The following is a 20,810-nucleotide window of genomic DNA, read 5'->3' as shown; positions in this document are numbered from 1 at the left end:
CTCACGCCGTCAGCACGTCCACGCCCAGCGCGGCGAGCTCGGCGGCCGTCGCGGCGTTGGACGCGCCGTCGGCGACCACGACCCCGTAGCGGAAGGTCAGCGAGTCCCCCGGCGCGAAGGGCACCTCGGTCGAGAAGAACGGCGCCGGGTTGAGGCAGCCGAACAGCTCGGTCCGCGCGAACCACTGCGGCGGGTGCGACGGGTTGTCGGTGCCGTCGACGATGACGACCGTCGACGCGCCGCCGGTCTCGTCGTGCCGGCCGACGAACCCCATCCACGGTCCGCGGCTCCCGCGGATCTCCTCGCCGCCGGCGAAGTCGGGGGCCAGCAGCGTCCCGCCCGTGAACGACCGAGGCCCGCGCCAGAACAGCCCGCCGTAGCCGGCGTTCTCGCGGCCGCGCGTCGTCGGCGAGCCGATGGTGAGGTCGGCCGACGACACGTTGGTCATCGTGGTCGTGAACGTCAGCACCCAGGAGTCGTCGCGCGACGGGGGCACGACGAAGCCGAGCGACCGCTGCTCGTCGACCACGTGCTCGCGCGCCTGCGTGTGCCACGCGAGCGTGTGGGCGACGTCGACCCGGTCCGAGGACACCTCGAGCGAGGTGAGCGCGACGTGGTCCATCGACCCGTCGTTCTCCAGCTGCACGTACCCCTGCCCGTGCACGTACGTGGGGCCGCCCCAGAAGTTGTGCTCGCCGACCACCGGCAGCGACCACGCGATGCCCTTGTGCCAGACGTGGTCGTGCGGGCGGAACGCGGTGACCAGGTCGCCGCCGCGGGTGCGGACCGGGTGCAGGTACGGGCGCGGGCTCTCCAGCTGCACGTCGGTGGGGACGTAGACGTAGCGCGCGAGGGTGGTGCCGCCGACAGCGACGTCGACGGCCCGGCCGACGTCGTGGAGCGCGGAGAGGTCGGTCATCGGGCCAGGTCCGCACCGAGGTCCAGGTCGGCGATCGTCACCGGGAGGCCCGTGACGAGCGACTGGTTGGCCGCGATGCCGACCGCCACGGCGCGCAGCCCGTCGAGGTAGCCCGCCGGGCGGCCGAGGGCGTCGTCGGACACGCGCAGGTGGCGTCGGAACACGTCCTTGAGCAGGATCGCGTCGCCGCCGCCGTGACCGCCGATGCCGTCGGGGATCGCGTACTCCGTGGCCCGCTCCCAGTGCTTCTGCACGAGCAGCCGCTCGCCCTCCGGACGCAGGGAGTCGCCGACGTACGTCGGGGTGGCCGACGGGTCGAGCAGGGCGTTGCCGTCCTCGTCGAGCTCGATCGCGCCGCGCTCGACCACCTCGAGCTCGGCTCGGCCCGCGGTCCCGTTGACCGTCACCCGATAACCCTCCCAGGGGCTGTGCGCGTTGAGCGAGTAGCTCAGGGTGGCGCCGCGCCGGTAGTCGACGAGCAGCGCCATGTTGTCCTCGATGGTGATGCCGGGACCGAAGACGTCCTGGTCCCGCAGGTAGCCGTCGTGCTGCTCCGCGTCGAGGTAGAGCGACTTGAGGCGCGGGTCGTCGTTGAGGTCCAGCGTGAACGGGTCGCCGACGACGCCGGTGCCGCGTGCCGGGCGTGCGCCCAGCCCGCGGTCGGCGGCGTTGCGCTCGCCGTAGAACCGCAGGCCGCCGCGGGCGTAGACGCGGGCCGGGACGTCGCCGAGCCACCAGTTGACCAGGTCGAAGTGGTGGCTCGCCTTGTGCACCAGGAGGCCGCCGGAGTTCTTCTTGTCGCGGTGCCAGCGGCGGAAGTAGTCGGCGCCGTGCACGGTGTCGAGCGCCCACTCGAAGTGCACGCTGGTCACCTCGCCGATCTCGCCCGACGCGATGACCTCGCGCAGCGAGGAGTTCCGGGGCGCGTACCGGTAGTTGAAGGTCATCACGACGTCGCGGCCGGTCTCGCGGACCGCGCCCGTGATCCGCCGGCAGCCGGGCCGGTCGATGGTGAGGGGCTTCTCGACGACCACGTCGGCACCCGCCGCGAGCGCGCGCGCCACCAGCTCCGCGTGCGCGTGGTCGGGCGCGGTCACGACGACCACGTCGACGGACTGCTCGGCGATCATCTTCTCCAGCCCGTCCGGCGCGTACTGCGGGAGCTCGGCGGGGTGCCCCAGCGCGTCCGAGACGACCGCCTCGTAGTGCGCCATGCGACCCGGGTTCGTGTCGAGCAGCGCGACGAGCGACGCGACGTCGGCGTGCTCGCCCGTGATCGCACCGATGTACATGCCCGCCCGGTGCCCTGTTCCGGCGACCGCGTAGCGCAGCCGCCCACCCACGGGCGCGGGGGCGAACTCGGGGATGACGCCCGGGCTCGCGGACGTGCTGCTGCTCGATGCGGGACGCGGTGCGGTGGGGTTCTGGTCGCTCACGGGTGTCCTCGGTGTGTGTCGTCGCCTCGTCGCGACGGAGACGCGGAAAGCGTTGTCCGTCGGTAGGTAGCCTAAGCGGTGGACCTGTTGTTGCACAGAGGAGATCCGATGTCCCAGCGCGCCACCGTCCTGCTGCACCCCGACTTCCGCGTGGGCAAGATCGACCGCCGCGTGTTCGGCTCGTTCGTCGAGCACCTGGGTCGCGCCGTCTACACGGGGATCTACGAGCCCGGGCACGAGTCGGCCGACGAGCACGGCTTCCGCCGGGACGTCGCGGACCTGACCCGTGAGCTCGGCGTGAGCATGGTGCGCTACCCGGGCGGCAACTTCGTCTCGAACTACGTGTGGGAGGACGGCGTCGGACCCGACCGCCTCCCGTTCATCGACCTCGCCTGGCGGACCATCGAGCCCAACACGGTCGGCACCGACGAGTTCCTCCAGTGGGCCGAGCGCGAGGGCATCGAGCCGATGATGGCCGTCAACCTGGGCACCCGCGGGGTCGCCGCGGCGGCAGCGCTGGTCGAGTACTGCAACGGCGAGGCCGGGTCGCGGTGGGCCGACCTGCGCATCGCGAACGGCCGCGAGAGGCCGTACGCCGTGAAGCTCTGGTGCCTCGGCAACGAGATGGACGGCCCGTGGCAGATCGGGCACAAGGACGCCGACGAGTACGGCAAGCTCGCCGCCGAGGCGGGCAAGGCCATGCGGCTGGTGGACCCGTCGATCGAGCTCGTGGTCTGCGGGTCCTCGTCGATGATGATGGACACGTTCGGCGCATGGGAGCAGACCGTCCTCGAGCACACGTGGGACGTCGTCGACCACGTGTCGATGCACGCGTACTACGAGGAGCTCGACGGCGACCGCGCCTCGTTCCTCGGGTCGGGCACCTCGATGGACCGGTTCATCCGGCGCGTCGTGGCTTCTGCCGACGCCGTCGCCGCCCGCCGACGGTCCGACAAGCAGATCAGCATCTCGTTCGACGAGTGGAACGTCTGGTACCTGCAGTCGCGCTTCGTCGGCGAGAAGAACCTGCCGCTCCAGCGAGACGCGCCGCGGATCATCGAGGACGTCTACTCGGCGCTGGACGCCGTGGTCGTCGGCGACCTGCTGGTCACCCTGCTCAACCACGCCGACCGCGTGCCGGTCGCGTGCCTGGCTCAGCTGGTCAACGTCATCGCGCCGATCATGACCGAGCCGGGCGGCCCCGCCTGGCGGCAGCCGACGTTCCACCCCTTCGCGACGACGGCGCGCCTGGCCCGCGGAACCGCGCTCGACCTGCGCGTGTCGGCCCCGACCATGTCGACCGCCACCCACGGCGACGTCCCGACGGTCACCGCCGCAGCCACGCTCGACGGCTCCGACGCCGCGTTGTTCCTGGTCAACCGCTCCGCCGAGCCGGTCGAGGTCGTGCTGTCCCACCCGGGCGTGACGCTCACGCTGGGCCGCGGCGTGCAGGTCACGGCCGACCACGAGCCGGCGGTCGAGGGGCCGGAGCACGCCGCCAGGGTGGCCGAGGCGCACGTGTCGGAGGTCGACGGTCCGGCCGCCGGCACGGGCCGCACGGTCGTCACGCTCGCCCCCGAGTCCTGGACCGCGCTGCCCGGCAGCCTCACGCGCGACTGAATGGACCCGAGGGCTTGCACGACGGTGGCACGATCGAAGGATGAGACGCCTCGCGCTCGGGTTCGGATGGCTGGTCGGCCTGCTCGCCGCGGGACTCGTCGGGTTCGGGATCGCGGCGCGGCTCAGCCCGAAGCCGGCGTCGGTGATGCTCCGGCGCAGCTTCGACCGGCACGGCTACGAGCGGTTCACCGCGACCGCGCCGTTCGTCCCCGCGCACGTGGTGTCCGTCCTCGACATCCCGTACCGCGACGGCGACCGCGACGCCCGGCTGGACGTCCACCGGTCGACGACGTCCGACTGCACGCTCCCCACGATCGTGTGGGTGCACGGCGGCGCGTGGCTGTCGGGCAGCAAGGACCTCATCGCCAACTACCTCCGGGTGCTCGCCGGGAGCGGCTCGACCGTGGTCGGCATCGGGTACTCGATCGCGCCGCGAGCGATCTACCCCACGCCCGTCCTGCAGGTGCTCGACGCGCTCGTCTACCTGACCGACCACGCCGACGAGCTGGGCGTGGACGCGACGCGCCTGGTGCTGGCGGGCGACTCCGCGGGCGCGCAGATCGCGTCGCAGGTCGCGGGGCTCATCACCAGCCCGGCCTACGCGGCCTCCCTCGACGTCCACCCGCGGACCCGGCCCGACCAGCTGGCCGGCCTGGTCCTCTTCTGCGGCGTGTTCGACATGTCCCTCGCGCGAGGCCTGCGTGGCCGGGACCGGTGGTTCGTCGACTCCGTGATGCGGTCGTTCACGGGCAGCACCGCCTACCTCGACGATCCCCGGTTCGCCGGCATCTCGGTGGTCGAGCACCTCACCGCCGACTTCCCGCCGGCCCTCGTCTCCTGCGGCAACGCCGACTCCGCGCTGGGTCACTCGATCTCACTCGTCGCGAAGCTCGAGGAGCTCCACGTCCCGCACGAGACGCTGTTCTTCGAGCCGGACCACGTGCCGCCGCTGGGCCACGAGTACCAGTTCCATGTCAGCACCGACGGCGGGAAGCAGGCGCTCGCCGCGATCGAGAAGTTCGTCGCCGACCTGCCGTAGCGGTGGTCTCAGTCCGCCACGACCGCAGCCGACGCTTGCTTCGGAGCAGGCTCGGAACCGTCCTGGGACGACAGTGCAGTCGAGACCAGAGCGGGTGCGACGTCCTGCTCGTCAACTTCCTGGGCTGGTTCGGGTCGCAGTCGAGGCGGGGTCGCAGACCATGCTTTCAGCTGCTGGACCACCTCGAGGTAGAAGACATCGACGCCCGCAAGAACCGAGTCGATGAATGCACCACGGCCCCGACCTCGCTTCGCGCCCATGGCGATGGACATCGCCACGCGGAATGACTTGATCTCGCGCGCCGGGTCGACGACAAGACTGGCCGGATTCTCCCGGACGACGCGCAGCAGTTCAGCCGCACCGGGGCCTCGCGCGTGCATGACGAACGCTTCGACTCGCACAGTCTCGGGTGCTGCCTTGAGTTGGCGCGCGAGCCAGTTCACTCGCGTCGTGGGACGGCCTTCGCGTGGTGAGTCGATGTCGATGTGGCACGTGATCGTGCTAGCGCGAAGGTCCGCGGTGACCACGAGGTCACCGGCAGTAGCGGGAATTCTCACCGCTCCCACCAATTGACCCGTCGCGACAAGGCTCGCCACGAGCGCTTGTGTCCTCAGAGGCGGCTCCGCCAGCTCGCGGCGAGAGAGCACAGGGACAACCTCGGCTCCGAGCTGCCGCCCCAGACTCAGGCAGGCAAACCGGAGCAGCGCGTCGAACCGCGCGGCGACCTCCGTCACTCCCTTGTCGGTCGCCCGAAGCGTCCCGGCCTTCACCGCCTCGCGTACCTGGACCCAGTTGTCTCCCATGTCGTCGAACTCGAGCGCTCCCGAGCGCGGATGTTCCAGATAGCGGATCAGCTCACCGAGGATCCAAGCCTGATCGGGGTCGGCAACTCCCCGGAACTCCTTCTGCATCACTGCCTCCGCCAAGACCTGGGTCCATGAGAGGTGGTGAAGGTCGACCTTCCGCAGCTTGCGCTTGTCGATCTTGGTCGGATGCTGCCCCGCGACGGCAGGAATCTCGTTCGAGATGGTCAGCACCGCATCGAAGCCCTGCTCTCGAGCCACATCGAGGTATGACTCCAGCTGCGGCGCTGCGAGGGCATTGCCACCCGTCTTGACTTCGACGAGCGCCGTCCAGGCCTTTGACCCTCGTCGCACGCGAATCAACCCATCCGGATATACCCGCGAATCGCCGAGCATGAATGGCACCTCGATGTAAGCCTCGACCGTTCCCGACGGAGCGCCGAACGGCTTGGTCAACGATCGCCCGAACTCTCGAACCGCGCACATCACAGCAAGCAGCGCGGAAGTCGCACGACGCTCCTGCTCGTCCGCACCGTTGATCCCCGATGTCGGGATCAACCGCGCTTCGTGCCAATTCTCCTCGATCACGACGGGCTCCCTTGCTCGCGCTCATCTAGAGATTAGCCATGGGCGGAGCGGTGGTGTGGAAGCCATGATCAATTCGCCCCGAACGCCTGTCGGAGATCTGCTCGGAGCGGAGGTTGGCCGGCGCCACGATCAGCCGCCCGATCGGGGAGATCAGTCGTGCCAAAGGTGTCCGCGCCTCGGTCCCACAGCCCGGGGCGGCGCAGCGTTGAGTGCGAGCACCGTCGCTACGAACGTCTCACCGCTGCGCGGTGCTCGACGGCGACGACCGCGAGCGCCAGGAGCCCCGGCACGATCACGGCCAGCGGAGCGAGCATCCAGATCATCACGGCGCACAACCCGAGGGCGACGGCCAGCAGGAAGGTGCCGAACAGGTCGTCGCCGGTGCGCTTCGTCGCGGCCTGCACGACGGTCCCCCATGACGCCCCCGGCGACCAGCCGGCGGCGGCGCGCAGGACGACCACGAGCACCACGACCACCAGGAACACCGTCGCGACCCGCACGCCGGTGCCGCCGGGCAGGCTGCCGGTGCCGGCGAGCTGGAGGTTGAACAGGAACACGAGGAGCAGGACCGGCACACCGACCGAGAACAGCCACACCCCGCGGCAGGCCGCCCGGAAGTCCTCCCACAGCGCGGCGAGGGTGTCGGGCCGGCCGTCGAGGTGGCGGCGGACGTGCGAGACCCCCGCCGCGAGCGCGGGCACGGCGGTGACGATCGGCAGGCTCAGCACCGAGACCCCCAGCCCGACCAGCAGCGCCTCGCTGAACAGCCCGAACCGTCCGCCGCCGAGCAGCGGCTTCTCCTCGGGCCGAGGTGTGGCGTCGTCGTCGGCACCCGGGACGGACACCGCGCCGGGCGAGGGGTCGCGGCCGGCGTCGTCGTCGGGAACCTGGGAGCTCATGGCCCCCAGCCTCACACGATCCCGCGGGCGGACGGAAACGCCCGTCAGCCCTTGAGGCCCTGCGTGGCGACGCCCTCGACCAGGTACCGCTGGAACACGAGGAAGAAGATCATCACGGGCACGAGCGCGAGGACGGCCATGGCCATCTGGGCGCCGTAGTCGGACGTCGTGGTCTGGTCGACGAAGAGGCGCAGGGCGATCGGGAGCGAGTACAGATCGGGCCGCTTCAGGTACAGCAGCGGTCCGAAGAAGTCGTTCCACGACCAGATGAACGCGAAGATCGAGCTGGTCACCAGGGCCGGCTTCATCAGCGGCAGCATGATCGACCGGAAGATCCGCACGTGCCCGGCGCCGTCGATGCGCGCGGCCTCGTCGAGCTCGCGCGGCAAATTGCGCATGAACTGGACCATGAGGAAGACGAAGAACGCTTCCGCGGCGAGGAACTTGCCGATGAGCAGCGGCACGAACGTGTCCACCAGGCCCAGCCGGTTGAACACGATGTACTGCGGGATGATCACGACGTGGAACGGCAGCAGCAGCGTGCCGATCATCAGCGCGAAGAACACGTTGCGGCCAGGGAACTCGATGCGGGCGAACGCGTAGGCGGACACCGAGCACGAGATCGTGATGCCGACCACCGAGCCGACGGCGAGGATCACCGAGTTGGTGAAGAACCTCCAGAACGAGACGCCGCCGATGCCCTCGATGGCTTTCTGGAAGTTGGCCAGCGTCGCGTCGGTCGGGATCAGGCTGACGTTGCCGACGATCTGGCTGCTCGGCTTGAACGAGGACATGAGCATCCAGATCGCCGGGTAGAGCACGATCGCGACGAGCACGAGCGAGCACACGTGGAACAGCACGGCGCGGCCCCGCTTGCGGTTCTTGCTCGACCTGCGCAGTCGCGCGCTGTCCTGCGAGCTGACGAGGTTGTCGGCAGTGGCGGTGACGGTGCTCATCACTTGCCCTCCCCGGAGTAGTGGACCCAGGACTTCGAGGTCTTGAAGAAGACGGCGGCGAGGGCTCCGACGACGAGCACGAGGATCCACGCCATCGCGGAGGCGTAGCCCATCTGGAAGTCCTGGAACCCGCGGAAGTAGAGGTAGAGCGTGTAGAACAGCGTCGACCGCGCGGGCCCGCCAGTGCCGTTGGAGATGATGTACGCCGACGCGAAGATCTGGAACGCGTGGATCATCTCGAGCAGCAGGTTGAAGAAGATCACCGGCGAGAGCATCGGCAGCGTGATCTGACGGAACTTGCGGCTGGGCCCGGCGCCGTCGACCGACGCGGCCTCGTAGAGCTCGACCGGGATCTGCTTGAGCCCGGCCAGGAAGATGACCATCGGCGCCCCGAACTGCCAGACGGTCAGCAGGATGAGCATCGGCATGGTGCGCGACGGGTCACCGACCCAGCCGCCGGCCGCGAAGCCGAAGAACTGCTGGATCTGGTCGACGATGCCCTTGTCGATGAACATCGCCTTCCACACGATCGCGATCGAGACCGAGGCCCCGATGAGCGACGGCGCGTAGAACGACGACCGGTAGAAGCCCTTGCCGCTGAACGCGTTGTTCAGCAGCATCGCCACCGCCAGGGCCGCGAGCAGCTTGATCGGCGTGCCCAGCACCACGTAGGTGAGAGTGACCTTCCACGCCTGCACGTAGTTCGGGTCGTGGAACAGCCGCTGGAAGTTCTCCAGCCCGATCCACTGCGGCGGCGCGAACAGGTTGTAGTTCGTGAACGCCAGGTACAGGGAGGCGAGCATCGGGCCGGCGGTGAGCAGGACGAACCCGAGCAGCCAGGGGCTCAGGAAGGCGTAGCCGGCGCGGGTCTCAGCACGCTTCCGGCGCTTCTTGGCGGCGGCGGACGACGCGGCGATCGAAGAGCCGGTCGTCGGAGCCTCGGCGGTGAGGGTCACGGGCGTGATCCGTTCGTTGTGCGGTCGGTGCGATGCGGTCCGGCGGGCGGATCGCGACGGGGGTGGGCCGCCCGGGCGTGCGGGCGGCCCACCACCGGGATCAGGAGACGGACATCTCCGCCTCGGCGAACCACTGCGACGCGAAGTCCTCGGGCGTGATGTTCCCGTAGCCCAGGTCCTCGGCGAGCGTCTTCCACTTGGCCTCGATGGTGCCGAAGCCCTTGACGGGGATCGGCGTGGACTCGGTCACCTGGTCGGCGATCTTCTCCTCGTACGCGATCACCTGGGCGTCGACGCTGCCCTCGGTGGTGTCGACGGCGGCGCGCTGGTCGGCGTCCGCCGGCACACCCTTCGACGTCCCGAAGATCTTGCCCACCTCGGGGTCCGTCAGCAGGAAGTTGATCAGCAGAGCGGCCTGCTCCGGGTGCTTGGTGTTGGCACCCGAGGACAGCAGCATCGACGGCTTGAAGAACAGGTGCTTCTCGCCGGGCTTCACCGACGGGATCTGCGCCATCGAGAGGTTCTGCGTGCCCGAGTCGGCGACGTAGCCGGCGAGGAAGTTGTCCCAGCTCATCTCGGACGCCGTCTCGTTCACCGTGAAGCCGCCCTTCGGGGCCAGCGCGATGTTCCGGTCCGTCGGGTAGACCAGCTTGTCCTTGCGGAGGTCCGCCGTCAGGTCGAGGAACTTGACGATGTCCTTCTCCTCGAAGCCGAACGTGCCGTCGTCCTTGAAGGGCGTCTTGCCCTCCTGCAGCAGCCACTGGATGAAGAACCAGAAGGTGCCCGTGTAGTCGACCGCGCCGTACAGGCCGTAGCCGTCGGGCGTCTTCTCACCGGCGCTCGAGACGTCCTTGATGAAGTCGTTGTACTCGTCCCACGTGTACTCGGCCTCGTCCGGGAACGTCGCCCCGGTCTGCTCGATGACGTTCGGGTTCTGGAACATCGCGAACGTGTTGGTCGACGTCGGGATGCCGATCATCTTGTCGTCGAGGACGCCGGCCTTGGTCAGCGTCTCGTCGAAGCCCGACAGGTCGATCGTGCCGTTGTCGACGTACTGCTGCAGGTCGAGCAGCTGGCCGTTCTGGTTGAACTCACGCAGGTACGACAGGTCGAACTGCATGACGTCCGGCAGGGAGCGCCCAGCGGCCTCGGTGGAGCGGGCCGTCCAGTAGTCCGGGAACGCAGCGAAGCTGGTCTGGACCGTGATGTACGGGTACTTCTCCTTGAACAGGGCGAGGGCCTGGTTGTAGCGGTCGGCCCGGTCGTCGTTGCCCCACCACGTGAAGTTGAGGGTGACGGGCGACGTGTCGGGGCCGGTAGAGCTGGCCGTCGGCTCCGTGCTGCCAGAACCGCCGGAGGAGCAGGCGGTCAGGGCGAGTGCGGCGACGGCGGCAACGGCGGCCGTCTTCCAGAGGGTTCGCTTCATCGTCGTTGAGCCTCCTTGCTCGGGGTGTGAAAGCGCATTCCGGACGTTAGGCGAGCGCTTCCCGACCTGTCAACGACTCACGCTGAATCGTTACAAACCCGTGTGGCCCCGGAGTACCTTGCCACGCCGGAGGTTGCCGCTGCAGGGCGGGACGAGCGCGATCGGACGGTCACGACGGCGTCGGCGGGTCGCCCAGGCGCCGGACCTGCGGGTCCGCGCGAACGCTTGGTGTATCGGCGTTCTCGGTTGCCGGGATCGGAGCTGCGGACGTCAGCGCCGAGATGTCCGCAGATCCGGTCGTCGGGACGCTCGATCCTTCGGACGCCAGCGCGACTCGGGCGCCCGGTCCGGCGATTCCGTCGTCAGGGCGCCCGATCCCGCGGACGTCAGCGCTACCCGGGCGCGGCCTCCGCCCATTCGGTCGTCCGGGCGCTCGGTCCTGCGGACATCAGCGCGACTCGGGCACGACGTCCGCCGATTCGGTCGTCGGAGCGCTCGGTCCTGCGGACATCAGCGCGACTCGGGCGCGACGTCCGCCGATTCGGTCGTCGGAGCGCTCGAACCCGCGGACGTCAGCGCAACCCGGGCGCGCCGACCCGGTCGTCCGGGCGCCCGATCCCGCGGACACTCGCGCGACTCGGGCGGGGACGTCCGCCGATTCGGCGGTCCCGGCACTCGATCCTGCGGACTTGCCGGAGGATGCTGGCGGGAAGGGCCGGCGATCGAGGTGACCTCCCGCGATCGGGGCTGTCGGCTCGTCCGCGACGTGTTGTATCGTTTCAAAACCCGTGCAGCCCGATGATGCGCCACACACCCTGGAGTCACTGGTGACCGATCGTCAGATCCCGTCGTGGTCCGAGCTCAAGCCGTTGATGCGCCCCAAGCCGATCGAGCTGAACGGCACGAAGCGCCGGCTGGCGGACGCGCTGACGATCGCTGACCTGCGCACCCTGGCCCGCAAGCGGACCCCGCGCTCGGTGTTCGACTACACCGACGGTGCCGCAGAGGCCGAGATCAGCCTGCGTCGCGCGCGGTCCCTGTTCGCCCACCTCGAGTTCCAGCCCTCGATCCTGCACGACGTGTCTCACGTCGACCCGACCACCGACATGATCGGCGCCCCGTCGGCTCTGCCGTTCGCGTTCGCCCCCACCGGGTTCACGCGGATGATGAACCACGAGGGCGAGCGCGCCGTGGTCAGGGTGGCGCAGCGCCGCGGCATCCCGTACGCGTTGTCGACGATGGGGACGACGTCGATCGAGGAGGTCGCCAAGGCCGGTCCCGACGCGCGTAAGTGGTTCCAGCTGTACGTGTGGAAGGACCGCTCCGCCGGCGAGGACCTCATGGCCCGCGCCAGGGCCGCCGGCTACGAGGCCCTCATGCTCACGGTCGACGTCCCGGTCGCCGGTGCGCGGCTGCGTGACGCCCGCAACGGCTTCTCCATCCCCCCGGCCCTGACCGTCAAGACCGTGCTCGACGCCGCGACGCACCCGGCCTGGTGGATGAACCTGCTGACCACGGAGCCGTTGACCTTCGCGTCCCTGAGCTCGTGGTCGGGCACCGTCGCCGACCTGCTGGACAAGCTGTTCGACCCGACCATGACGTTCGCCGACCTGGAGTGGATCCGCGCGTCCTGGGACGGACCGCTGATCATCAAGGGCATCCAGACCGTCGAAGACGCCCGCCGCGTCACCGACGCCGGCGCCGACGCGGTCGTCCTGTCCAACCACGGCGGCCGCCAGCTCGACCGCGCGCCCGTCCCGCTGCGCTTGCTGCCCGATGTCGCCGAGGCCGTCGGGGACCGCACCCAGGTCTGGGTCGACACCGGCATCATGTCGGGCGCCGACATCGTCGCCGCCCTCGCCCTGGGCGCCGACGCGACCCTGGTCGGCCGCGCCTACCTGTACGGGCTCATGGCCGGCGGCGAACGCGGCGTCGAGCGCTCCGTGCAGATCCTCGAGCGCGAGATCCGCCGCACCATGGCCCTGCTCGGCGTCTCGACCATCAAGGAGCTCGGCCCCCAGCACGTCCGCCTCCCGTAGGACGCCACGACGTCCGAGCAGAAGCAGCCCCTGGGCTGCCGGTGCTCGGACGTCGTGCCGTCCACACGCCGACGTCCGAGCAGATGTAGGCCATAGCCCCCACGAGCTCGGACGTTGCGGGTTTTCGCCGACGACCGACGCCGGGCCGGCCCGGGCGAGAGAGCCCGGGCCGGCCCTTCGTCGGCTACGTCAGCGCGTGACCTTGACCTTCACCTCCACGCTGCTGCTCGAGCCCTGCGGGTTCGACAGCTCGGCGCGGTAGACGTGAGTCCCGACGGAGCGTCCGGTCACGGTGGTGACCGCCTGCTGCGCGTTGAACCCGTTGGCCACGAGGGACTGCGTGTCGATGAGCGCGCCGTCCTCGTAGAGCCGGTACTCGGTGGCGTTGGTCCCCCACCAGAGGTTGGTGGTGAGGGTGTAGGTGCCGTCGCCGTCCCAGTTGTCGTGGCTCAGCACCGGGGTCGCCGGGTTCGCCTTGGTGACCGTGACGGTCAGCGACGATGTCGTCGTGCTGCCGAGCGCGTTGGTGAGCACGGCCGTGTAGACGTAGGTGCCGTTGGCCCGGCCGGCCACCTGGAGCGCCGCCGACTGGGCGGCCGGCGTGGCGTCGACCAGGTCCTGCGTCGCCAGCGCGACGCCGTTCTCGTAGAACGTCACCGACTGGGCGTTCTGGCCCCACCACAGGTTCATCGACACCTTGAAGGTGCCGTCACCGTCCCAGTTGTCGCTGGACAGGACGCCCGCACCGGGCTTGCCGGTGGCCGGCCCGGGCACACGGTCGCCCACCGGCATGGGCTGCGTGTAGGCGATGCTCGGCGCCGGCGGCGTCGTCATCCCCTCGCCCAGGTAGTACGACGTGTGCGGCGGCTGGTTGTAGGCCGTGTTCTGCGACGAGACGCCGAGCCGGTACACCGGGTCGGACTGCAGCGTGCGCAGCCGGTAGTCGGTCAGGTCGACCGTGGTCGCGATGCGCAGGGCAGAGGAGTCGTCGAGACGAGTGACGATCTCCTCGCGCCAGTCACCGAACAGGTCCGCCTGCAGCGACGGGTTGCCCTTGGTGGTGTTGTTCGACAGCGTGCCGGTGGCCCGGTAGAGCTCGTCGGACGTCTGGGTCTCCCAGTTCCACTTCGCGATGGTCGGCACGCCGGCGGCGTTCGCCTCGCTGTAGTCGTGGTCGCCGATCTCCCGCAGGAGGTCGCCGTCCCACCAGGTGAGGAAGTTGGCCGCCGGGATCTTCGTCGACAAGAGCTCGCCCTTGGCGGACCGCAGCTCGCCCACGGGGGAGTTCCACGCGGCGTCCCCGCCGACCGCCCAGCCCTCGGCACCGAGGTACCGCGGGTCGATGTCCCCCGCGGCCGCCCGGCCCGTGTCGCGCGTGGCCGGGATCGACCAGAGGACCTTGCCCGTGGCGGCGTCGCGGAACGTGGCGCCGCGGTTGCCGGAGGACGCCATGTCCTCGTGCGCCGCGAACACCTCGAGACCGGGGCGCGACGGGTCGAGGTCGGAGACGTGCAGCGCGTCGCCGTGGCCCAGGCCGGTCGTGTACAGCGCCTTGCCGTTGTCGTCGATGGTCTGCGACCCGAAGACGATCTCGTCCTTCTGGTCCCCGTCGACGTCGGCCACCGAGAACTGGTGGTTGCCCATGCCCCGGTACTGGCTGCCCTCGACGTCGGAGTCGAACGTCCAGCGCCGGGTCAGCGAGGTGCCGTCGAAGTCGTAGGCGACGATCACGGCGCGCGTGTAGTAGCCACGGCTGACGACGACGCTCGGGTGCTGCCCGTCGAGGTACGCGACGCCGGCCAGGAACCGGTCGACCCGGTTGCCGTAGGTGTCACCCCACGCGCCGACATTCCCGCGCGGCGGGGTGTAGTCGATCGTGTCGATCGCCGCGCCGGTGGCCCCGTCGAAGACCGTGAAGAACTCGGGCCCGGACAGGACGTAGCCCGACGAGTTCCGGTAGTCGGCGGTCGCGTCCCCGATCACCGTGCCCGCGCCGTCGACCGTGGCGTCGGCCGTCTTCATCGTGACCTCGGCCTTGCCGTCGCCGTCGAGGTCGAAGACCTGGAACTGCGTGTAGTGGGCGCCGGCCCGGATGTTGCGCCCGAGGTCGATCCGCCACAGCCGCGTGCCGTCCAGCTCGTAGGCGTCGACGTAGACGTTGCCCGTGTAGCCGGCCTGCGAGTTGTCCTTCGAGTTGGACGGGTCCCACTTCAGGACGATCTCGTACTGACCGTCTCCGTCCACGTCGCCGATCGACGCGTCGTTGGCGCGGTACGTGTACGCCTCACCGGCCGGCGTGGTGCCGCCGGCGGGCTTGCTGATGGGCACGTCGAGCGTCTGCTGGTCCCAGACCCCGAACTCGTCGGTGGCCCAGCGCTCGATGCCACCGACCACCGTGCTGATCCGGTAGGTCGAGGCCGCCGTGCCGGCCGGGTCGAGCACGTTGGTGCTGCCCGTGACGGGCGTCGACGTGACGCGCACGCCGTCGCGGTAGACGTGGAAGGCGAGGTCCTGCGGGTCGAGACCCAGGAGGCGCCAGCCGACGTACACGCCGCCGTCCGTCGCCACCGCGACCGGTGAGCGGTCGAGGCGCTCGGCCTGGCGCACGTACTGGACCGACCGCGCGATCGCGACGTCCGCGGACACGCCCGACCGGCCCCCCGGCCCGACGGCCGCGACGCGGTAGACGTAGTCGACGGTCGCCTGCGCCGTGGCGTCGGTCCAGGTCCGGTCGGCGGTCCGCGCGACGACCACGGGGTCCAGCCCCGCTCGCGCCCGGTAGACGTCGTAGGCGACCGCGCCGGGCGTGGCGGCCCAGGTCAGCGCGATGCCGTCGGCTCCCCACGAGCCGGCGACACCCGTCGGCACCGCAGGTGGTGCGACGGCGGGGTCGACGACCGTCGCCGACACCTCCGCGGACCGCACGCTCTCCCGGCCGGTCGACCCCACCGTGCTGACGGCGTAGGTGTACTGGCTTGCGAGCTCGACGTCGGTGTCGGTCCACGCCGGCGCCGCACCAGGGTCGACGCTCCCGACCACGACGGCCGTCCCGCCCAGCTCGGACCGGTACACCCGGTAGCCGGCGGCGCCGTCGACCGCGGCCCAGGACAGCCCCACCGACGCCTCGGTGCTCGTGGCCGTGACCGCGGCAGTCACGCCGGTCGGCGCTGCCACCGGCTGCAGGATCTGGATCGAGTTGAGGCGGGTCGAGCTGCCGCTCAGCACGATCGAGAGCTGCCCGCCCGTGACCTGCACACCGTCGACGACGCGCTCGTCGATTACCCCGGAGTCCGCACGCCGGGCGGGCACCGCGATGCCGCCGACGGTCGCGCCCGTGTTGCTCGTCGCGATCGCGTCGCCGGTCCGCAGGATGACCGTGTAGGTGCCGTCGGGCACGTCGGCGAGGAAGGTGCTGCCCACCGCCGGGAGGACGAAGTCGTTGAGGGCCGGGTCGCTGCCGCCGCGGTCGCGGCACTGGTTCGCGGCCATGGGCGTCGCGAAGCCGAAGCCCGTCGATGCGCTGTAGGCCGTGTTGGCGTACACCGCGGTGTAGCCGGGCGCGGTGGGGTTGCCCGCGCACTGGAAGTCGAAGAGGTAGTCCTGGCCCGCCGCGGACGCGGGTCCGGCCGCGAGCGGGACGGCCGCCAGGGCAAGAGCGGCCGCCGTCACCAGGGCGGAAGTTCGGCGCAGATGCATGGTCGCCTTTCGGTGTCTCGTCGTTGAGAGTCATCGCGTGTGAATCGATTCATTGGCTGACGATCCATCCGCGCGGTGAGCCCATTCCTACAGATCCTCCGACGCACCGCGCAAGGGTTGGGGGAAAACTGGGGAAAGCGCTCGCCGCCACTCTTTCCCGCCTCCGCGCTCCCGGGAGGCGTCGGCGCGACGGCCGGGTGGTCGCGGTGCGCGGTGCGTCGCGGGCCGGTGACCTGCGGAAAGGGGCGCCTCAGCCAGCGCCGGGCATCCCGCACGACTGGCCGACGAACTCGTGCAGCGCGCCCCGCAAAAGGTCGCTCGAGGCGACGTAGAACACCGGCTGCACGACCCCGTCCACCACGGCGTGCACGCCGAAGAAGGTCCCGCGCTTGTCCTCGGCGACGGCGTGCGGGTCGCAGCGCGACGGCACGAGCTCGAGCGGAACGGTGCGCGAGGCGCCGTCGGCGGTGTCGACGTCCGCGGGCCAGCTCGTCGCGCCGCCGACCGGTGCCAGCAGGACGGTGCCGTCGACCTGCCTGATCTCGACCCGCGGCCCGCCGGCGACCGGGACGACCTCGAGGCCGACCGTCGCGGCGAGCACCCCACCGACGTCGCGCGTGGTGATCGCGTCGGCCAGCCGGAGCGTCGCCCCCTGCGCCACCGCCGCGGCCGCGCAGTCCTCGCCGTGGATCCGGGCGAGGTGGCCCTGCGGGTCCGCGGGCTCCACCACGAGGGTCGACCGGCGCCCGGCATCGTCCACGAGGTCGAGCTCCGCCTCCGCCTGCCCGGAGGCCGGGTCGTCGCAGACCGGTTCCCCGAGCGCCACCGACACGTCCCGGTCCACGCCCGCCCGCACCGGCCGCTCGCGGTCGCTCGTCGCCACGCCCTCGTCGTCGGGCGTGATCAACCGCGCCTGCGACACCGTCACGTCGCCAGGGCCCGCGTTCGTCACCCGCAGCTGGACCACGCGGAGCGCCCAGTCGCTGCGCGCCTGCCGGACCTCGACGGACAGCCCGGCCAGCACGTCGGACGGGATGGGCGTCGGGGTCGGCGGGGGGGCCGACGCCGGACCGCCGGTGCAGCCCGCGAGCGCGAGCACGCCGACAGCCGCCACCACCCGCCACCGTCCGGCCACCCCCCGATCGTGCCGCACGCGGCCGGCCCGGAACGGGTCACACACCCGCACGAGCGCGCGACAACAACGTTGCGGCCGTTCTCGGGGGTCGGAACGGCCGCACCGTTGTTCTCGTCGGGCTCGCACCCACCGCGGCGGCCGGAACGGATCCTCGCCGCGCGGTCAGTCCGCCCGGGCGAACGGGGCGCCGAGGTCCGTGAACGTCGCGCCCTCGTCGGCCACCCGCGCGCACCAGTGCTCGACGTCGGCGATCACGGGGTGCCTCGCCGGTCCCTCGCCGACCCACGACACGTGCTCGGCCGCGACCGGGGTCGGGTCGGGTCCCGTCCGGACGGCCTCGAGGACCCGCAGGAACGCACCGGTGTCGGCGACGGAGCAGCGCAGCGCGACGCCGGCGTCCGAGCGCGCGGTCAGCAGCTGGGTCAGCAGGTCGACGCGGCCGCAGCGGATGCGGCGGGTGCCGCGCGGCGACCGGACCTCGATCTCGTCGGTCTCGTAGAACAGCGTCGCGGTGCCCTGGGTGCCGCGGACCGTGACGCGGGCGGGCGAGCGGCCGGGGGCGCACAGGGTCAGCCCTGCGGAGACGCGGATCCCGGCGCGGGTCTCGACGACCACCGCCGAGGTGTCGTCGGCCTCGATCGGGTGCGCGCGGTGCAGGTCGACCCGGACGTCGGCCACGTCGTCGACGGTCCGCGCGCCGGCGACGAGCAGGGCGGTCGCGACGGCGTGCGCGAGCGGGTTGGTCACGACGCCGTCCACCACGTCGACGCCGTCGAGGGTGCGCCGACCGGCCCACGGTGCGCGCGCGTAGTACGCGGCGTCGCGCACCCACGTGCCGACCGCCCCGACCCCGGCAATCTCACCCAGCTCGCCGGAGCCGACGATCCGCGCGAGCTCGTCGACGGCCCCCGAGCCGTAGGTCTGGAATCCCACCTGGCACAGCCGCCCGGTCTCCTCGACCACCGCGAGCAGCGCGGCGTGCTCGGCGAGCGACGCGGTCGTCGGCTTCTCGAGCAGCACGTCGCAGCCGGCGCGCAGGGCGGCCGACGCCAGCGGCAGGTGCGTCGGGATCGGGGTCGCGAGGACGACGACGTCGGGTCGCGCACGCGCCAGAAGGGCGCCGAGGTCGGGGAACCAGGGCGTCGCGCCGTCGACGGGGCGGGGGTCGACCACCGCCGCGAGCGTCGCCAGCCCGCGTTCCTGCAGGTCGGCGACGTTGCGGACGTGCGAGGCGCCGTGCCCGTGCACGCCGACGACGGCGACCGTGGGAGGCCGCGTCCCGGCGTCGACCACGGCCGGCGTGGGCACCCCGCTGGTCATCCCCACGCCTGCCCGGCGAGCACCTCGGCCTCGTCGGCACCGAGGGCGCGATCCACCACGACGGCGGCGAGCCCGACGTCGAGCCGGCCGCCCGCGGGCACGTCGACCACCCGGTCCCAGGCGAGCGCGGGCCCGGCGCCGACGTACTCCGCGACCCGCGCGAACCACGGCCGGACCTGCGCTGGCGGCTGCACCAGCAAGACGGTCGTCGTCGCGACCTCGCGGCGCTGCACGAACGCGAGCCACGGGGACAGGCTGCCGTGCACGGCCTCCTCGCCGACCAGACCCTCGCCCAGCACGGTCGTCACGTCCGCCGACGGCAGCCGCCAGAAGATCCCGCCGTACCCGGCGCCGGGCCGCCCGTTGGTGCCGGGGCTCTCGATCCGGAGAGGGCCGTGGGCGGCGTGCAGCACGCTCGACCAGCGCAGGGTCCAGCCCCGGCCGTCCGGCAGGGGCACCGCCTGCAGCCGGCGGTCCTCGCGCAGCAGCGGCCGGTCGCGCTCGTCGAGCCAGGCGATGTCGTCGACGAGCGACGCGCCGTCGTCGGCGAGCCGCGTGCCCTCGCTGACCTGCCGCCCGTGGTTGGGCAGGAGGGTGGGCCCCTCGTCGCGCAGGAAGGTGCGACCGCCCCAGTACGAGGTGCCGTTGACCACCGGGACCGCCATCGAGACGCCGTAGTGGTGGCGGTGGTCGACCGGGCTGATCTCGGTGAGCGCGGTGCCGGCCGCGGAGTGCACGGGATGCAGGTACGGGCGCGGGGCGTGCACGGCCGGCAGGCGGCTGCCGGACTCGTAGCGGGCGAGCGGGACGTGCGCGTCGCGGGAGGCGCCGGTCAGCAGGTAGGAACCCAGGTCGGAGGCCCACCGCGCGGCCGTCAGCACCGGCACCTCCGGCTCCACCGGGTCCGTCGCGGCGCGCCGGCCGAGGCGAGCCGCGGGCGGGACCGGGCCGCTGCTGGCGCGCGTCGCGAGGACGGGGGCGATCAGCGGGGGGGTCGGGTCGAGCACCTCGCCGCCGACCAGCGAGCGCAGGTGAGCCCAGGCCAGGCGGCCCAGCTCGGCCTGCGGGACCGTGGCGGTGGTCAGCGAGGGCGTCGCGAACCGGGCGAGCTCGATGTCGTCGAAACCCGTGATGGACACGTCGCCCGGCACCGCGACACCCAGCTCGTTGAGCCGCGCGAGCAGGCCGAAGGCGACGAGGTCGTTGTAGGCCACGACCGCCGTGGCGCGCGAGGCCAGCACGTCCTGGGCGGCGGCGTACCCGGACTCGACCGACGAGCCGGTGGGCCGCTCGCTGAGCCGGACGTCCTCGCGCCCTGCCGCGGCGGCGCGCAGCGCCTCGAGGCGGGCGCCCTGCGAGGCGCTGTCGGTCGGGCCGGCGAGGTACAGGAGGTGCCGGTGCCCGAGCCCGGTGAGGTGCTCGACGATCTGGTCGATGCCGGCCGCGTAGTCGATCGCGAGCGTCGGGGTGACGCCGTCGGCGGCGCGGTTCACGACGACCACCGGCCGGATCTCGGGCAGCAGCGCGCGCAGGGTCTGCTCGGACATCCGCGGGGAGACCAGCACGAGGGCGTCGCAGCGCAGGCGGGCGTCGAGGGCGATGCGCTCCTCGTCGGCGGCGTGCTCGGCCGTGTCGGCGACGAGCACCCGGTAACCCTCGAGCGCCGCCGCCGACGCGACCCCGCGCAGCACCTGCTGGAACATCGGGTTGGCCAGGTCCGGGACGACGACGGCCACGGTGTTGGTGCGGCCGAGGGACAGGCTCCGCGCGGTGTTGCTGGGGCGGTAGTGCAGGTTCTCGGCCACCTCGCGGACGCGGGCGGCGAGCTCGGGGTCGACCGTGGCGCGGCCGTTCATCACCCGGCTCACGGTCGCCCGGGACACGCCCGCGGCGAGCGCAACCTCGGCGATGGTCGACGCCGTGCGCGTCCACCCGTTCTGCGTCACTGCAGCCTCCTGCGGTCCCCGACGGCCCACCC

At 71.5% G+C, this 20,810-nt stretch carries 14 protein-coding genes; 3 read left to right on the top strand and 11 right to left on the bottom strand.

The window, feature by feature from the left end; all coding sequences use genetic code 11:
* Position 1: 1 nt before the first annotated feature.
* Together AC1DT4_RS07215 and AC1DT4_RS07210 are read right to left on the bottom strand one after the other, a co-directional pair.
* Positions 2-919, bottom strand: a complete 918-nt coding sequence (locus AC1DT4_RS07215; RefSeq protein ID WP_477089097.1) for a DUF6807 domain-containing protein — start codon at positions 917-919, stop codon at positions 2-4.
* The gene (locus AC1DT4_RS07210; RefSeq protein ID WP_477089096.1) at positions 916-2,355 is read right to left on the bottom strand and encodes a Gfo/Idh/MocA family protein; all 1,440 of its coding nucleotides are present in this window, start codon (positions 2,353-2,355) and stop codon (positions 916-918) included. The genes AC1DT4_RS07215 and AC1DT4_RS07210 overlap by 4 nt, the downstream gene beginning before the upstream one ends.
* 108 nt (positions 2,356-2,463) lie before the next feature.
* On the opposite strand from AC1DT4_RS07210, the gene arfA reads away from it, so the two are divergent.
* Both arfA and AC1DT4_RS07200 read left to right on the top strand, forming a co-directional pair.
* Positions 2,464-3,975 (top strand): arabinosylfuranosidase ArfA, encoded by a 1,512-nt coding sequence (arfA, locus tag AC1DT4_RS07205; RefSeq protein ID WP_477089095.1) that lies wholly within the window; start codon positions 2,464-2,466, stop codon positions 3,973-3,975.
* Positions 3,976-4,015: 40 nt separating this feature from the next.
* Positions 4,016-5,014, top strand: a complete 999-nt coding sequence (locus tag AC1DT4_RS07200; protein WP_477089094.1) for an alpha/beta hydrolase — start codon at positions 4,016-4,018, stop codon at positions 5,012-5,014.
* 8 nt (positions 5,015-5,022) lie between these two features.
* On the opposite strand, the gene AC1DT4_RS07195 is transcribed toward AC1DT4_RS07200, so the two are convergent.
* The 5 genes from AC1DT4_RS07195 to AC1DT4_RS07175 form a co-directional block, all read right to left on the bottom strand.
* On the bottom strand, positions 5,023-6,405 hold the full coding sequence (locus AC1DT4_RS07195; protein WP_477089093.1) for a hypothetical protein: 1,383 nt from the start codon (positions 6,403-6,405) through the stop codon (positions 5,023-5,025).
* Positions 6,406-6,629: 224 nt separating this feature from the next.
* Positions 6,630-7,304, bottom strand: coding sequence for a hypothetical protein (locus AC1DT4_RS07190; protein WP_477089092.1), 675 nt, complete (start codon positions 7,302-7,304; stop codon positions 6,630-6,632).
* 44 nt (positions 7,305-7,348) lie between these two features.
* Positions 7,349-8,260, bottom strand: coding sequence for a carbohydrate ABC transporter permease (locus AC1DT4_RS07185; protein WP_477089091.1), 912 nt, complete (start codon positions 8,258-8,260; stop codon positions 7,349-7,351).
* On the bottom strand, positions 8,260-9,177 hold the full coding sequence (locus AC1DT4_RS07180; protein WP_477089146.1) for a carbohydrate ABC transporter permease: 918 nt from the start codon (positions 9,175-9,177) through the stop codon (positions 8,260-8,262). Before AC1DT4_RS07180 ends, AC1DT4_RS07185 begins: the two co-directional genes overlap by 1 nt.
* A 139-nt stretch (positions 9,178-9,316) precedes the next feature.
* Positions 9,317-10,642 (bottom strand): ABC transporter substrate-binding protein, encoded by a 1,326-nt coding sequence (locus tag AC1DT4_RS07175; protein WP_477089090.1) that lies wholly within the window; start codon positions 10,640-10,642, stop codon positions 9,317-9,319.
* A gap of 827 nt (positions 10,643-11,469) precedes the next feature.
* Between AC1DT4_RS07175 and AC1DT4_RS07170 the strand changes: the two genes are divergently transcribed.
* On the top strand, positions 11,470-12,681 hold the full coding sequence (locus AC1DT4_RS07170) for an alpha-hydroxy acid oxidase (RefSeq protein ID WP_477089089.1): 1,212 nt from the start codon (positions 11,470-11,472) through the stop codon (positions 12,679-12,681).
* Between the two features lie 189 nt (positions 12,682-12,870).
* On the opposite strand, the gene AC1DT4_RS07165 is transcribed toward AC1DT4_RS07170, so the two are convergent.
* The 4 genes from AC1DT4_RS07165 to AC1DT4_RS07150 form a co-directional block, all read right to left on the bottom strand.
* The gene (locus AC1DT4_RS07165) at positions 12,871-16,377 is read right to left on the bottom strand and encodes a rhamnogalacturonan lyase family protein (protein WP_477089088.1); all 3,507 of its coding nucleotides are present in this window, start codon (positions 16,375-16,377) and stop codon (positions 12,871-12,873) included.
* Between the two features lie 250 nt (positions 16,378-16,627).
* Positions 16,628-17,512, bottom strand: coding sequence for a hypothetical protein (locus AC1DT4_RS07160; protein WP_477089087.1), 885 nt, complete (start codon positions 17,510-17,512; stop codon positions 16,628-16,630).
* Between the two features lie 162 nt (positions 17,513-17,674).
* Entirely contained in the window at positions 17,675-18,832 is a 1,158-nt protein-coding gene (locus AC1DT4_RS07155) for a Gfo/Idh/MocA family protein (RefSeq protein WP_477089086.1), read from the bottom strand.
* Entirely contained in the window at positions 18,829-20,778 is a 1,950-nt protein-coding gene (locus AC1DT4_RS07150; protein WP_477089085.1) for a DUF6807 family protein, read from the bottom strand. Before AC1DT4_RS07150 ends, AC1DT4_RS07155 begins: the two co-directional genes overlap by 4 nt.
* Between the last annotated feature and the right edge of the window lie 32 nt (positions 20,779-20,810).

The sequence above is a fragment of the Cellulomonas sp. P4_D11 genome (assembly GCF_056401915.1).
The sequence above is the reverse complement of the archived record's forward strand: the minus strand, read 5'-3'. Positions and strand labels throughout refer to the sequence as shown.

Coding starts and splice junctions, on each gene's coding strand:
- AC1DT4_RS07200 (WP_477089094.1), top strand. CDS start 4,016: ATGAGACGCCTCGCGCTCGGGTTCGGATGGCTGGTCGGCCTGCTCGCC.
- AC1DT4_RS07155 (WP_477089086.1), bottom strand. CDS start 18,832: ATGACCAGCGGGGTGCCCACGCCGGCCGTGGTCGACGCCGGGACGCGG.
- AC1DT4_RS07185 (WP_477089091.1), bottom strand. CDS start 8,260: ATGAGCACCGTCACCGCCACTGCCGACAACCTCGTCAGCTCGCAGGAC.
- AC1DT4_RS07190 (WP_477089092.1), bottom strand. CDS start 7,304: ATGAGCTCCCAGGTTCCCGACGACGACGCCGGCCGCGACCCCTCGCCC.
- AC1DT4_RS07165 (WP_477089088.1), bottom strand. CDS start 16,377: ATGCATCTGCGCCGAACTTCCGCCCTGGTGACGGCGGCCGCTCTTGCC.
- arfA (WP_477089095.1), top strand. CDS start 2,464: ATGTCCCAGCGCGCCACCGTCCTGCTGCACCCCGACTTCCGCGTGGGC.
- AC1DT4_RS07215 (WP_477089097.1), bottom strand. CDS start 919: ATGACCGACCTCTCCGCGCTCCACGACGTCGGCCGGGCCGTCGACGTC.
- AC1DT4_RS07175 (WP_477089090.1), bottom strand. CDS start 10,642: ATGAAGCGAACCCTCTGGAAGACGGCCGCCGTTGCCGCCGTCGCCGCA.